The 13672-nt window shown below is 71.3% G+C and carries 10 protein-coding genes; 1 reads left to right on the forward strand and 9 read right to left on the reverse strand.

The window, feature by feature from the left end; genetic code table 11:
- Positions 1–90: 90 nt before the first annotated feature.
- Both B1H50_RS09415 and B1H50_RS09420 read right to left on the reverse strand, forming a co-directional pair.
- Complete coding sequence (locus tag B1H50_RS09415; RefSeq protein WP_229657986.1) at positions 91–1044, reverse strand: hypothetical protein; 954 nt, start codon at positions 1042–1044, stop codon at positions 91–93.
- On the reverse strand, positions 1041–1715 hold the full coding sequence (locus B1H50_RS09420) for a histidine phosphatase family protein (protein ID WP_080463520.1): 675 nt from the start codon (positions 1713–1715) through the stop codon (positions 1041–1043). Before B1H50_RS09420 ends, B1H50_RS09415 begins: the two co-directional genes overlap by 4 nt.
- 88 nt (positions 1716–1803) lie before the next feature.
- On the opposite strand from B1H50_RS09420, the gene dapD reads away from it, so the two are divergent.
- Positions 1804–2775, forward strand: a complete 972-nt coding sequence (gene dapD, locus B1H50_RS09425; protein ID WP_080463521.1) for a 2,3,4,5-tetrahydropyridine-2,6-dicarboxylate N-succinyltransferase — start codon at positions 1804–1806, stop codon at positions 2773–2775.
- A 126-nt stretch (positions 2776–2901) separates the two neighbouring features.
- Here the strand turns inward: dapD and B1H50_RS09430 are convergent, their stop codons facing one another.
- The 7 genes from B1H50_RS09430 to B1H50_RS09460 form a co-directional block, all read right to left on the reverse strand.
- Positions 2902–4323 (reverse strand): citrate synthase, encoded by a 1422-nt coding sequence (locus B1H50_RS09430; RefSeq protein WP_080463522.1) that lies wholly within the window; start codon positions 4321–4323, stop codon positions 2902–2904.
- Between the two features lie 160 nt (positions 4324–4483).
- On the reverse strand, positions 4484–5488 hold the full coding sequence (locus B1H50_RS09435) for a carboxylesterase family protein (RefSeq protein WP_080463523.1): 1005 nt from the start codon (positions 5486–5488) through the stop codon (positions 4484–4486).
- 139 nt (positions 5489–5627) lie between these two features.
- Entirely contained in the window at positions 5628–6836 is a 1209-nt protein-coding gene (gene dapC, locus B1H50_RS09440; RefSeq protein WP_080463524.1) for a succinyldiaminopimelate transaminase, read from the reverse strand.
- A 137-nt stretch (positions 6837–6973) separates the two neighbouring features.
- Complete coding sequence (gene fdxA, locus B1H50_RS09445; RefSeq protein ID WP_017178949.1) at positions 6974–7327, reverse strand: ferredoxin; 354 nt, start codon at positions 7325–7327, stop codon at positions 6974–6976.
- A gap of 408 nt (positions 7328–7735) precedes the next feature.
- Positions 7736–10783 carry a VanW family protein gene (locus B1H50_RS09450; RefSeq protein ID WP_080463525.1) on the reverse strand — a complete coding sequence of 1016 codons (3048 nt, stop codon included), beginning with the start codon at positions 10781–10783 and terminating at the stop codon, positions 7736–7738.
- Positions 10784–10810: 27 nt separating this feature from the next.
- A complete protein-coding gene (gene typA, locus B1H50_RS09455; protein WP_080463526.1) occupies positions 10811–12733 on the reverse strand; it encodes a translational GTPase TypA in 1923 nt (640 codons plus the stop codon).
- Between the two features lie 152 nt (positions 12734–12885).
- Entirely contained in the window at positions 12886–13584 is a 699-nt protein-coding gene (locus B1H50_RS09460) for a PH domain-containing protein (RefSeq protein ID WP_080463527.1), read from the reverse strand.
- Between the last annotated feature and the right edge of the window lie 88 nt (positions 13585–13672).

Raw genomic sequence — 13672 nt, forward strand, 5'->3', positions numbered from 1 at the left:
GAAACCCCCCACCCACCCCACCCAGCAACCAACAACCGGTCTCGCCCCAGTTTTCAACCGGTCTCACCCCTCACAACAACCGGTCTCGATTCAAGGGAGAGAGGGCGCATCCGGGTTCGGAGTGAAGCAGGGCCAGGTGGAGGTATCCACGGGGTAGCCGTTCGCCGCCGCGTGATCAAGCCAGCCCTGCGGCAGCCAGGTGCGGCCCACCACCTGCGGATGCTCGGGCATGTACAGCACCGACCACAGAATGAGGATGAGCTCGGCCCATTGGCCGCGCAGCTTCCAGCGCGCGGTGCCCTTGGCATTGCTCGCCGCCATGATGATCTCGCCCGGGCCGGTGGAGGCCACCTCCTGCACCTCGTGATAACCCACCGGCATGATGCCCTCACCCGTTCCGATATAGATGCCGTGCGTGGACACGGTCACGCGGGCGTTGGCCAGGTGGCGCCATTTCTCGACGGCGTCCGCCGCGGCGGCGCGGCGCCTCCTCTTGTTGACCACGGCCTGCCCGCCGAAGAACGCGGCGGTCAGTGCCAGCCCCACTGGCCCGCCCGCGAGGAAGAATCCCCTGGACGGGTTGTAGGTGGCATCGCCGCGCCGCCACATGAGCAGCTCGGCATCACAGCTGGCCAGCATGCACTCCCCCGATCCGAAGGAACTGCGCACGGGGTCGATGATCGGCGAGACGGGGTTGGGGCGGCGCCCGGCGCGAGCGGCGGTGAGAACGGCAGCGGTGTTCCACCACACGAAGTCCTGCCCAGTCCAGCTCGGCTGGGCGGTGGCCCTCTCCGCCGCGAGGCGCTCCGAGGCGGCCCGGGCCTCGCGGGCGTCGACGATGTCGAAGATCTCGCGGACCTTGATGGTGACGGCCTCGTCATTCTTCGACGGCCGACGGATGAGTCCCCTCTTCGGCCGAGCCACCGGGGCGCCGGCGGCATCGGGCTCGCTCGGCGCGCTATCGGGGCGCGCCTCGGCGCCATCCCCGGGATCGCCCCCCGCTTGCTTCTCTGCCTTCTCCTTCTGCGTCTTCTGAGAGGTCACGCTGCTCCCTTCTCACTGGCGGCGGAGGTTCCGGGAACCATGTCCTCGGCCACATGCAGGAGCTCGCCCGCGGGCTCCCAGTAGTCCACGCCCACAAGCGTCCCGCCGTCGAAGGCGAGGGAGGTCAGCGAGGCGAGCGCGCACTGGCGGCGCCGGGGATCGTGCGCCAGGGGACGCCCCTCCACCCAGAGCCGCGTGGCCCACACGGGCAGCTGGTGGGAGACGAGCAGCGCCTCGCGCCCGCGCGCGAGGGGCAGCGCGGAGCGGATGGCCCCGCTCATGCGGGTCACGAGCTCGGCGTAGGGCTCGCCCCAGGACGGGCGCAGGGGGTTGGTGTAGTACGGCCAGTGGCGCGGATGCGCCAGCACCCAGCGATTGCGGTTGACGGCGACCCCCTCGAAGTGGTTGCCGGCCTCGATGAGGCGCTCGTCCGTCGTCGCCTCCAGCCCGTAGGCCCGCGCGGTGGGGGCACCGGTCTCGACGGCGCGCTCCAGGGGGGAGGTGATGACGGCGGCGATGTCGTGATCGGTCGAGCGCAGGACCTCCGCGACGCGCTCCGCCATGCGCCGGCCGAGCGCGGAGAGGTGGTAGCCGGGCATGCGCCCGTAGAGGACCGCCTCGGGGTTGTGGACCTCGCCGTGTCGCATGAGGTGGATCGTGGTGCGCTCCATGGATGCGATTGTGCCACCCTGGCGCGCCCGGCCCGGATACCGGGAGAGTCGGGCCGTGTCGGGGCTCCTCTCCCGTAGGGTTAGGGCCATGACAACGCGAAGCGCCTGGGGCCTCGGCTTGGCCACCGTCACCGACGACGGCTCCACCCTCGACGTCTGGTACCCGCGACCGGTCCTCGGCGATGAGCCGGCCGACGGCCACTCTGATCTACTCGCCACGCTCAGCGCGATGGAGACCAAGGACGAGGCGCGCGGCGTCCACACCACGGTGGTGCGCACCTGGGCGGATCTCGACGACGCCCCGCGGACCGTCGCCGGCTCCTATCTGCGCCTCCATGTGCTCTCACACCGCTTGGCCGAGCCGAACACGGTGAACCTGGACGGCATCTTCTCCCGCCTGCCCACTGTGGTGTGGACGGCGGCGGGTCCCTGCGCCGCGGAGGGCTTCGAGGCGACCCGCATGCGCCTGCGCCGGGCCCTGGGCCGTCCGGTCCACGTGCATTCCGTGGATAAGTTCCCGCGGATGGTGGACTACGTGGTGCCCACGGGCGTGAGGATCGCCGACGGCGCCCGCGTGCGCCTGGGCGCGTACCTGTCCGAGGGCACATCTGTCCTGGCATCGGGCTTCGTCAACTACAACGCCGGCACCCTGGGCCGCTCCGTGGTGGAGGGGCGCGTCTCGCAGGGAGTGCTCATCGGCGACGGCTCCGATATCGGCGGTGGCGCCTCCACGATGGGGATGCTCGCCGACGGCGGACTGAAGCGCGTGAGCATCGGCGAGCGCTGCCTGCTGGGCGCCAACTCGGGCCTGGGCATCCCCCTGGGCGACGATTGCGTCGTGGAGGCCGGTCTGTACATCACCGCCGGAACGAGGGTGTCGGTGATGCCGTCCGGCGGCGTCGTCCCCGGCGGGCACGGCCTGTTCCGAGAGCCGCGCGTGGTGGCGGCCCGTGAGCTCGCCGGCGCCTCGAACGTCCTGTTCCGCCGCAACTCGCAGTCCGGCGCCGTCGAGGCCCTTCCCCGCGGCGGCAAGAGCATCGAGCTCGGCGCCGCGCGCTAGCCGCCCCCCGCCCTCAGCCGCAGCGGGTATCAGAGCGAGCGCACCCGAACAGAAAGGGGCTCCGCGGGCTCATCGCCATGGCCTCGGGCCGGATTGGACGGCAGGCCCGAGGCCGGGAGGACCGACTCACACCTTGGTGACGTGGTCGAGCGCGCGCTCGCCCGAACGGGTGGCGGGATAGACGGCATCGGAGTGCTTACGGCGGTGGATGGCCACATAGTGCCGCTCGGTGGCACCGGTGTAGACCTGGCGAGGACGACCGATGCGCTTGGCGGGATCGGAGATCATCTCGCGGTACTGGGCGATCCACCCGGGCAGGCGCCCCAGGGCGAACAGGGGGGTGAACATCTTCGTGGGGAAGCCCATCGCCTGGTAGATGAGGCCCGTGTAGAAGTCCACGTTCGGGTAGAGGCGGCGTGAGACGAAGTACTCGTCGTTCAGGGCCGTCTCCTCCAGCTCCATGGCGATCTGGAGCATCCGATCACCGGAGTCGCTGCCCAGGCGGGTGAGCACGTCATGAGCGGTGGCCTTGACGATGGCGGCGCGCGGGTCGTAGTTCTTGTAGACCCGGTGGCCGAAGCCCATGAGCCGCACGCCGTCCTCCTTGTTCTTCACCTTGCGGACGAACTCGGCGGTGCTCATGCCCGAGGCCTGGATCGTGTCGAGCATCCGCAGGACGGCCTCGTTCGCACCGCCGTGCAGCGGACCGGACAGGGCCCCCACGCCCGCGGCCACGGAGGCGTACATGTTGGCGTCCGCCGAGCCGACGAGCCGCACCGTGGAGGTGGAGCAGTTCTGCTCGTGGTCGGCGTGAAGAATGAGGAGCATGTCCAGGGCCCTCACGATCGCGGGGTCGATCTCGTAGGACTGGTAGGGCATCCCGAAGGTCAGGCGCAGGAAGTCCTCCACGTATCCGCACTTGGGATCCGGGTAGACCAGGGGCAGGCCGATGGCCCGTCGGGCGATGTAGCTGATCATCGTCGGCATCTTGCTCAGCAGCAGGACGGTCGCGAGCTCCCGCTCGTAGGGGTCGTGCGGGTTGAGGGTGTCCTCGTAGTAGGTGGCCAGACCGGAGATACCCGCCTGAAGGATCGCCATGGGATGACCGGAGGAGGGGAAAGCGGTGAAGAAGCTGCGGAAGTCCTCATGGAGGAGGCGGTGACGGGCGATGCGCCGCTCGAAGCGCTCGAAGGTCTCGGCGTCGGGGAGCTCACCGTTGATGAGCAGGAAGGCGACCTCCAGGAAGGAGGAGGACTTGGCCAGCTCCTCGATGGGGTAGCCGCAGTAGCGCAGGATGCCGGCGTCGCCGTCGATGTAGGTGATCCCGGAGGTGCACGACGCCGTGTTCGTGAACCCCGGGTCGAGAGTGACCATGCCGGTGGACGCGAGGAGCCTGCCCACGCCCAGCCCGTCGGAGCCCTCGGTGGCGTAGGCGCGCGGGAGCTCCAAGCGGCGGTCCTCGATGGTGAGGATGCCGACGGCATCGCTGTCGTTGAGGGACCGCGGCTCGGCGGCGGGCGCGCTCGTGGTGGGGCTGGTATCGGTCATATCGCTCTCCTCACTGTTCGGTGCTCCGCGCGGGCGGTCGCCTCGAGCCGGTGGGCCCGGGTCCCCCGGGTCCGACTCACTGTAGCGATCGCGCCGTCACCTGCGCGTCACCTCTTAGGACGTGCCGGTCCGACGGCGTCGCCCGGAGACAGGCAGTCGCTCAGGAGGTTTGCGCCAGCAGCCACTGGCGCAAACCCGTGAGCCGGTACGCCGGCTCGAAGGACGCCATGTGCTCCATGCCGGTCCCCGGGTTCGCCTCCATGACAGTGCCCGCGGTGAAGGAGGAGAACAGGCGCGGCCGGCCGGATGAGACGAGCTCGGACACCGCGGCGTCCAGCTCGGCGGGGGTCGCGGTCGCATCCCATGTCTCGCCCGCCTGAGCATAGGGGATTGCGTCGGCATCGAGCATGGCGCGAACCTCCTGCTGCCCCGCGAGCGCCCGCTCGTCCCCACCGGCGACGTGGTACGCCCATGTCGCCTCCTTCAGCCCTGCGAGCTGGGAGATGTCCCACTGCCCGTCGACGAAGAGGCAAGCGGTGAACAGTGCTGGGTCCGTGGCCTGGAGCAGCAGGTGGATCATTGCTCCCATGGACTGGCCGGTGCCGTAGACGCGCGAGGAGTCCACGGCGTAGCGCTCCTGGAGCCAAGGCACGAACCTCTGCGTCACGCCGATCCAGTCGGTCGTCGTGTACCCGCCGTGGTCGTCGAGGACCACCTCGGGGTAGCAGGGGACGACAACGATGCTCGCCGCTCGCGCCTGGGTGGTCTCGTGCGCCCAGATGAGCGCCCCGTACTGGCTGAGCGGGGCGGCGACATCGTCGCCCACACGCGAGGAGTCGGCGATGAAGGTGATCAGCGGATACGAGCCGGTCCCGTCGTACCCCTCGGGCAGGAAGACATTGAACGGCAAGGAGAGGCCGGTCCGCTCGTCCTCGTAGGAGGACTGGGAGAAGGAGGCCGTCAGAGGGATCAGCTCGTCGAGCGTCGGTACCGCGGCCGACCCCGCCGTGCCCGCCGCGGGCGCGCTGGGGGAGTCGTCCGCGGCGGTGGAGGAGGTCGTGCCCACCCGACCGCAGGCGGTGAGGGCGCAGGCCCCGAGCGCACTGGCGGCGAGAAGGCGGCGCCGTGTGAGCGCGATGGAATGGTACGGAGCGATGTGTGTCATGGCATGAGCATGAGACCTGGAAATGGATGCGCACAATGTGCGCGCTGTGCGCGTCCTGTGAAGCACGATGGGGTCCCCGATGCACTGCTGAGCACGGATTCAGTCCAGTCGCCCCATCGCAGGCGAGCACTGGGGCGCCTCAGCGCCGGAACAGATCAGTGGAGCGCAGGCGCTCGCAGGCGGCCGCCACGCGCTCGTCGGTGCCGGTCAGGCTCATACGCACCCGCCCGGCTCCCGCCTCCCCGTAGAAGTCGCCCGGGGCGACGACGATCCCGAGTTCGGCGAAGGCACCGACGAGCTCGTAGGCGCTCCGGGCGGCGGCGCCCTCGGGCAGGCCGAGCCACAGGTAGAGGCCCGCCACGGATGCGGGATCGCCCACGAGACCGGCGGCAGCCGTCGCCTCGACGAGCGCGTCGCGACGGGCGCGGTAGACCTCGCGCTGGGCACTCACGTGCTCGTCGTCGCCCAGGGCGGCGGCCATGGCGGCCTGGATGGGGGCGGGCGGGATCATCCCGGTGTGCTTGCGGATCTCGGTGACGACGCCCACGAGCGCCGGGTCCCCGGCGAGCAGGGCGGCGCGGTAGCCGGCGAGGTTGGACTGCTTGGACAGGGAGTAGAGGGCGAGCAGCCCGGTCATGTCCCCGCCCGTGGCACGGGGATCGAGGAGGCTGGGGATGGGCTCGGCATCCCAGGGGGCCTCCCAGCCGAGTTCGGCGTAGCACTCATCGGAGGCGACGACAGCGCCGCGCTCGCGCGCCCAAGCGATGATCCGCGCCAGTTGGTCGACATCGAGCACGTGGCCGTCGGGGTTGCCGGGGCTGTTGAGCCAGATCATGGCGATGGGACGCTCGGGGGTGCCCGCGCCGTCGGGGAGGTCCCAGGTGGCGGGATCGGCGTCGGTGTCGACGGGGATGGGCGCGGCCCCGGCGATGCGGGCCCCGACGTCGTAGGTGGGGTAGGCGGCGCGGGGGTGGAGGAGGAGGTCGCCGGGGCGCGCGCCAAGCTGGAGGGGCAGGAGCGCGACGGACTCCTTGGAGCCGATCGTGGGGATGACGTGGGCGTCGGTCAGGCCGGTAACGCCGCGGCGGCGGGCGGCCCAGTCGATGATGGCGGCGCGCAGGGCGGAGGTGCCGATGGCGGCCGGGTAGCCGGGGGCGTTGGCGGCGGCGGCGAGGGCCTCGCGGGCGATGGCGGGGGTGCCGTCCACGGGGGTGCCGACGGCGAGGTCGACGACGCCGCCGGGATGCTCGGCCGCTCGGGCCCGGTAGGGGGCGAGGGTGTCCCAGGGGAAGTCCGGGAGGGCGAGCGGGCGGGGCAGGGCGCGGGGCCGGTCCGTGGAGGCGTTCACCCCCGCATTGTCCTCCAACCCTCAGCGAGTTCGTGCTTTTGGCGACGAGTCCTTGGCCCTTCCCGCCGAACCCGTGGCCAGAAGCACGAAGTTGACGATGGCCGCGCGGCGCGGGCGCCGGTGAGGGCGGGCCCGTCTCAGTCGAGGCCGTGCTCGGCGCGGTACTCCTCGTTCTGCGGGGGCAGGGCGGCGATCATGGGGTCGTCGTAGTCCAGGGCACCGGTCTTCTGGGCGCCGCCGGGCGAGCCGAGGCCGCGCAGCTCGAAGAAGTCGATGTTGGCGCGGGTGTAGTCCGCCCACTCCTCGGGAACGTCGTCCTCGTAGAAGATCGCCTCCGTGGGGCATACGGGCTCGCAGGCGCCGCAGTCCACGCACTCGTCGGCGTTGATGTACAGGCTCCGCTCGCCCTCGTAGATGCAGTCCACCGGGCACTCGTCGACGCAGGCACGGTCCTTGACATCCACGCACGGCTGGGCGATGACGTAGGTCATGACGGAGTTCCTCTCGACTAGGGCCCGGCGCCGCCCGTCGGCAGCGTCCGATCAAGGGCAAGTATTGTCCCGCTCGGAGCGAATCCCCAAGACGACCGCATGGTGGCGGCGAGCACGTCCGCACGGGCATCCAGCACCGCATCCGGTCGCCTCCATCCGACGGCACTGCCGTCGGGCCGCCCACCGGACTCCCCCCAACACGCCCGGGCACCGCACGACGGAGCCCGAAATCGCACAGAATCGCCTCCTACCAGACCACATAAGACCCATATGGCCGACAGCCCCCATGCACCAAGACAACCTATTGGCGCTGTTCAACAGCATATTGGCATCGTTGTCGGGATGGTTGCTCGGAATCAGACCATGCCACGCCACCGTCGCGCCATGCCTCGCGGTGCGGCGGTTCGACTAGTCCTGTCGGCCGAAGTCCGCTTTGGCATCGGGTGCCGGCTGGGCCGCCACCGTCGACTGGGGCGCGGGGTCATCGACGGTGGGCGCCGCCTGCGCCTGAGGCTCCACGGGGGCAGCCTCGGCCGGGGGCGCCGGGTCGGCGGCCGCTGCGGAGTCGGACGGCGCCTGCTGGCCCTGGGCGCCCGTCTGGGAGGAGCCCCCGGAGCTCCGGGGTTGCCCAGCCCGCTCGGCCGACGGCTGCGCGCCGCCCCCACCGGAGCAGGTCACGGCGTGGTCGGGGTCGTAGGTGGTGCGCAGGACATCCTCGGTGACGGTGCCGTCCGGCGCCGTGCGACTGCGAGTCACCGTGATGGAGAAGCCTCCCTCTCCCCCGCCGTAGGGCTCGCAGCCCGGACCGGAGCGGTTGACGGTGCCGATGGGGGTGTAGCCCTCCTTCTCACCGGAGACGATCGAGACGTCGTAGTAATGCGTCGACCACAGGCGCACGTGCACCTCTCCGTCCACCACCCATGCCTGGATGAGCGCAGGGTAGGGGGTCGAGTTGGTGAATTTGACGTCCTTCTCCGGCGACCACAGGGTGGCCTCGCGACCCGCCGGGTAGCGCTCGAACCAGTAGGAGTGGGGATGGTGCTCGACATCGTCCATCCCGGCCTCGTATCCGGCATTGAACACGGTGGTGCCGATCTGGGAGAGCCCGCCCCCGAAGGCCTCGGTGTGGACCCCGTTGAGGATGACACCGGAGGAGGTGAAACCGTGCTCGGCGTCCACGGGCTCCAGGGAGTTGTTCGTGGAGAAGGTGGCCCCCGGCATGATGATCTCGCCGTTGATCGCGGCGGCCCCGGCGACGAGGTTCTGGGTGCGCGCGGCGTCCTCGTAGTAGGGGGTGGCGTACTCGCCGACGATCTCCTTGATACCCCAGTCGTCCTGGGATGTGGTGGAGCTGGGAGCGGATTCGGCCATCGGGAGGATGACCTCGCGCTGGGAGGCGTCGGTCTGGGCGCTGCCGGTGGCGATGATCGCCGTTGACAGCGCGGTGGTGTCGATGGCCAGACCCGCGACGGGCGCCACGTACTGCGGCGCGGCGTCGGCGCGGCCCTCAATGGTCCACCCGGACTCGACAGCGGCCCTCTCGATCTGGGACCCCATCGCCCCGATCACCGCCTTGCGCAGCGCATCGGGATCGAGGGCGGCGGAGATCTCGCCAGTCTCGGAGCTGATGCTCAGCATGGAGGCGAGCCGCTGGGGGCTCAGAGTGAGGGCCCCTGTGGCGGGAGCAGCCGTCATCGCCCCATCCGCGGTGACCCTCACGGGGGCGGACAGGAGCGGGGCGATGACGCTATCAGCGTAGGACTGGGCCTGCTCATCGGTGACGGCGGGGCTCGTGGTCCCCTCGACAAGGGCGATGGTGGGGGCTCCCAGCGGCCAGTCGGAGGACAGTTCATCGACGGAGGCGGCGACGTCGACACCGATGCCGGCACGGCTCGGCGAGACCACGGGCTTGGTCCCCTCAAGGGAGATCCCGGCGTTGACGGTGCCCGACGAGAGCTCGTCCAAGTGGCTGTTGAGGCTGCGGGTGAGGGCCGACGAGTCCACCGAGGTCGCGGCGGGCACCGAATCCCCGCCGAAGCGGTCGATGATGGTGAGCGGGTTGAGGGTGAAGCCCGTGAGGCGGCCGATGCTGGCGCTGGGGTCCACACTCACGCCGGAGTCGGCGGGCGTGATCTGGGCGGACTTGTCACCGACGGTGACCGTGACCGGGTTCGCCAGGCTCGCGGCGAAGGACCGCTCGACGGCGTTCCTCGCCTCCGACGGGCTCATCCCTCCGACGCTCACACCGCCGACGGTCGAGTCAGCGGCGAGGGCCTGGGTGGTCCAGATCGCCGAGCCGAGCCACACGGCGGCGACGAGGGCCGCCGCGGCGATCATGAGGCGCCGGGGGTTGCAAGCGGAGCTCTTGGCCAGGGCGAGGAGGATGGCGGCGCGGCCTGTCTCCCCATCCTCCCCGGAACGATCAGCGCCGCCCGCCTCCCCGGTAGCAGCGCCGGCCCCGGATTCCTCCTCCTCGACGGCGATCTCCGGGGTGGCGGTCTCGGGGAGCGTGAGGCTCAGCCGCGCGGCGGCCGCAGCGGCGCCGGCGGCCACCGCCACCGCTGTGGCAGCACCGACGGCGGGATCAGCGGCATCTAGCTCCTGAGGGCCCACGGCAGGCGCCTCCGGCGAGCCCTCCTGCGCGGAGCCGGCGGGGGGATCCTCACCGGCGGGGTCAGCGAGCTCAGCATCCGCGCTGGACGGGGCCCCGCCCCCGGGGCCGGGCTCGCTACCGGGATGGGGCGCGGGCTCATCCCCCTCAGCAGCCGCGACGGCATCACCCGGGGCATCGGAGGACGTCTCGACGTCGTCGGCGCCCTCGACCGGCTCCTGCGCATCCCCAGCGCCGGCAACCTCGGGATCGGCAGCCGGGGACTCGTCCTCGGCGGTGCCCGCCTCGGGAACGTCGGCCGCGTCGTCCGGGGTATCGGCACCGGCCGGCAGGGCAGCGGTGCGCGTGGCCGCGGCGACGACGCCCAGGGCGGCGGCAGCGACAGCGGCGTCGGAGACCCCGGCCGGGCCGGTGGGCTCGGCGCTCCCCCCGGTGACCGCCCCCTCGGCCTCACCCGCCTCAGCACCGCCGTCGGCCGTGGTCCCAGTTCCCTCCACCGGCTCCCCGGGGGCGATGGCCCCGGGCAGGACGACGCCGATCCGGTCGGCCGCGGTGGCGATCGCCAGGGCCCTCGCCGCGATGGCGGCGTCGGTCGGCAGCACGAGATCGGGGACCGTGCCCCCGGCCCCGTGGTCGGCGGCAGCCCCATCGACAGGATCGGACCCGGCCTCGTTAGCGTCGGCGGCGTCGGGCGACCCATCCTGCCCGGGCATGGCCTCGGCGGGGGCATCGCCGTCGAGCATCGCCTCACCCTCGGCCCCCTCGGCAGCGTGATCGGGGGTGGCGGCGCGCAGGGCCTCTAGCGCGGCAGTGGCCTCGTCAGGTCTGGTCACAGCATCATTCATGAGGGATCCTCCAGGGAAGGGCGGTCATCAGGACTGGGAACGACGGCGGCGAGCCGCTTCCTTGAACCGCTCCTGGGAATCAAGAATCACCTTGCGGATGCGCACGGCCTCAGGGGTGACCTCCACGCACTCGTCGTCGGCGGCGAACTCGAGGGCCTCCTCGAGGGTGAGCCTGCGGGGCGGCACGAGCCCCTCGAAGGAGTCGGCGGTCGAGGAGCGCATGTTGGTCTGCTGCTTCTCGCGCACGACATTGACATCCATGTCCTCATTACGGGGGTTCTCCCCCACGACCTGTCCCTCGTAGGTCTCCTGCGTGGGCTCCACGAAGAAGGTGCCGCGATCCTGGAGGCGGATGAGGGCGTAAGCGGTGACAGCGCCCGCGCGATCCGAGACGAGGGAGCCCGTGGTGCGCGAAACGATCGTGCCGGCCCAGGGCTCGTAGCCCTCCGCGATGGAGGACGCGATGCCCGTGCCGCGGGTGTCGGTGAGGAACTGGCTGCGGAAGCCGATGAGGCCGCGCGCGGGCACGAGGAACTCCATGCGGATCCAGCCGGTGCCGTGGTTGGTCATCGTCTCCATGCGGCCCTTGCGGGCGGCCATGAGCTGGGTGACGGCGCCCAGGTGCTCCTCGGGGACGTCGATGGTCATGCGCTCCACGGGCTCGTGGCGCTTGCCGTCGATCATGCGGGTGACCACCTGGGGCTTGCCGACGGTGAGCTCGAAACCCTCGCGGCGCATCTGCTCCACCAGGATCGCCAGGGCGAGCTCGCCGCGTCCCTGGACCTCCCAGGCGTCGGGCCGGGAGGTGGGAAGGACGCGCAGGGACACATTGCCGATGAGCTCGCGATCGAGGCGGTCCTTGACCTGGCGGGCCGTGACCTTGGCGCCCTTGCTGCGCCCGGCCATCGGGGAGGTGTTGATCCCGATGGTCATGGAGATGGCGGGATCGTCAACGGTGATGAGGGGCAGCGGGCGGGGGTCATCGGGGTCGACGAGGGACTCGCCGATGGTGATGTCCTCGATGCCCGCGATGGCCACGATGTCACCGGCATGGGCCTCCTCGGCGGGCTTGCGGTCCAGGCCCTCGGTGACCAGCAGCTCGGAGACGCGGGCATTGGCCAGTGTGCCGTCATGACGGGCCCAGGCCACGACCTGCCCCTTGCGGATCGTGCCGTTGTGGATGCGCAGCAGCGCCAGGCGGCCCAGGAACGGGGAGGCGTCCAGGTTGGTGACGTGGGCCTGGAGGGGAGCGCCCTCGTCGTAGGCGGGGCCGGGGATCCGCTCGATGATGGTGCGGAAGAGGGGCTCGAGGTCCTCATTGGCGGGCAGCTCGCCGTCGGCCGGCTGGACGGTATCCGCCCGGCGGGCCTTGGCGGAGGCGTAGATGACGGGCACGTCGAGGACGGCGTCGAGGTCGATGTCGGGATGCTCGTCCGCCAGGTCGGAGGCCAGCGAGAGCAACAGGTCGGTGGACTCCGAGACCACCTCGTCGAGGCGGGAGTCGGGGCGGTCCACCTTGTTGACCACGAGGATGACCGGCAGATTCGCGGCCAGGGCCTTGCGCAGAACGAACCGGGTCTGCGGCAGGGGGCCCTCGGAGGCGTCCACGAGGAGGACGACGCCGTCGACCATCGACAGGCCGCGCTCCACCTCGCCGCCGAAGTCGGCGTGGCCGGGGGTGTCGACGACGTTAATGGTGATGCCGTCCGGCAGACCGGCGTCGATCGCGGCGGGGCCCGCGTAATGGACGGCCGTGTTCTTGGCGAGGATCGTGATGCCCTTCTCGCGCTCGAGCTCCCCGGAGTCCATGACCCGCTCGGCGGTGTTCTCCTGCGTGGCTCGGGCGCCGAACGCGCCCGCCTCCCAGAGCATCCCGTCGACAAGGGTGGTCTTGCCATGGTCGACGTGGGCGACGATGGCAACGTTGCGCAGGTCCTGGCGCACGGTCATATGTGGGCTCTTCTTCCGTCTGGGGAGCGCCCGGGGAGGCCGCGGCGTCGGGCCGACACCGCGCGAGGCGCACAGCGGGCCAAGGCTAGTCGCGCGTCCGCCCGGCGCGCCATGGCGAGGGTGACACCGCTCCTGTGCTACCGCTCACGGCTCTACAGCAGGACCAGGGTCCCGGCCACGAGGACGGCGATCGCAGCGATCGATATCACAGCGATCGCCCCCGGGTTGCGCTGGGTGCCGCATTCGAGCGAGGGCGCTGCGGCGGCGGGATCGACCCCCGCGCCAGTCGCCGCAGCGCTCTGAAGACGCGCGCGGTAGGCCTCGATGAGGTCGGCGGCCCGCTCGGCGGTGAGGGCGAGCGCAATGGGGCGCCGAGTGCCGTGGGCGCCCTCGGGAACGCGGTCCCCGCCGCCCAGGAGGAGGGCCTCGGGCCCTCCCTCCTCCGGGCTCTCCCCGACAGCGGCGCGCGAGCGCTCGATCTGCCGGCTCACGCCGATCGACAGCCCGCCCTGGCGGGGCGCCGCGGAGACGGGGACGCGGGCGCCGTCGTCGGTGATGATCTCCAGGCCCCAGCGACCGCCGCAGCTCTGGTAGGCGCCCCAGCCGACGCGGTGGGTGGCCAGGAGGTTGCGCGCGGTCAGGCCGCGCTCGTCGAGGCGCAGCTCGGGCTGCCACCACAGGGCGTAGGCCGCGGCCGTCGCGGCGAGAGCGCAGGCCAGGGAGATGAGGAAGTGCCGGGCGCCGTCGTTGATGCCGATCGTGACCGCGAGCGCGGCCCCGATCCCCGCCACGAGGAGCGTGAGGGGGCGCCCGAACCGGGGGCGGACGATGACTGTGGGAACCGCGAGCATGCGCCCATCCTCCCCTCTATCCTCCCCTCCCCTTTCATCGAGACCGGTCGAAAATAGGAGCGAGACCGGTCCGCGGACCGGTCTCGCT

The sequence above is a fragment of the Actinomyces gaoshouyii genome, from assembly GCF_002072175.1.
Classification (GTDB): Bacteria; Actinomycetota; Actinomycetes; order Actinomycetales; family Actinomycetaceae; genus Actinomyces; species Actinomyces gaoshouyii.

Excerpts from the sequence above, each read along its gene's own strand:
- B1H50_RS09420 (WP_080463520.1), bottom strand. The coding sequence starts at position 1,715 with ATGGAGCGCACCACGATCCACCTCATGCGACACGGCGAGGTCCACAAC.
- dapD (WP_080463521.1), top strand. The coding sequence starts at position 1,804 with ATGACAACGCGAAGCGCCTGGGGCCTCGGCTTGGCCACCGTCACCGAC.
- B1H50_RS09430 (WP_080463522.1), bottom strand. The coding sequence starts at position 4,323 with ATGACCGATACCAGCCCCACCACGAGCGCGCCCGCCGCCGAGCCGCGG.
- B1H50_RS09435 (WP_080463523.1), bottom strand. The coding sequence starts at position 5,488 with ATGACACACATCGCTCCGTACCATTCCATCGCGCTCACACGGCGCCGC.
- fdxA (WP_017178949.1), bottom strand. The coding sequence starts at position 7,327 with ATGACCTACGTCATCGCCCAGCCGTGCGTGGATGTCAAGGACCGTGCC.
- B1H50_RS09450 (WP_080463525.1), bottom strand. The coding sequence starts at position 10,783 with ATGAATGATGCTGTGACCAGACCTGACGAGGCCACTGCCGCGCTAGAG.
- typA (WP_080463526.1), bottom strand. The coding sequence starts at position 12,733 with ATGACCGTGCGCCAGGACCTGCGCAACGTTGCCATCGTCGCCCACGTC.
- B1H50_RS09460 (WP_080463527.1), bottom strand. The coding sequence starts at position 13,584 with ATGCTCGCGGTTCCCACAGTCATCGTCCGCCCCCGGTTCGGGCGCCCC.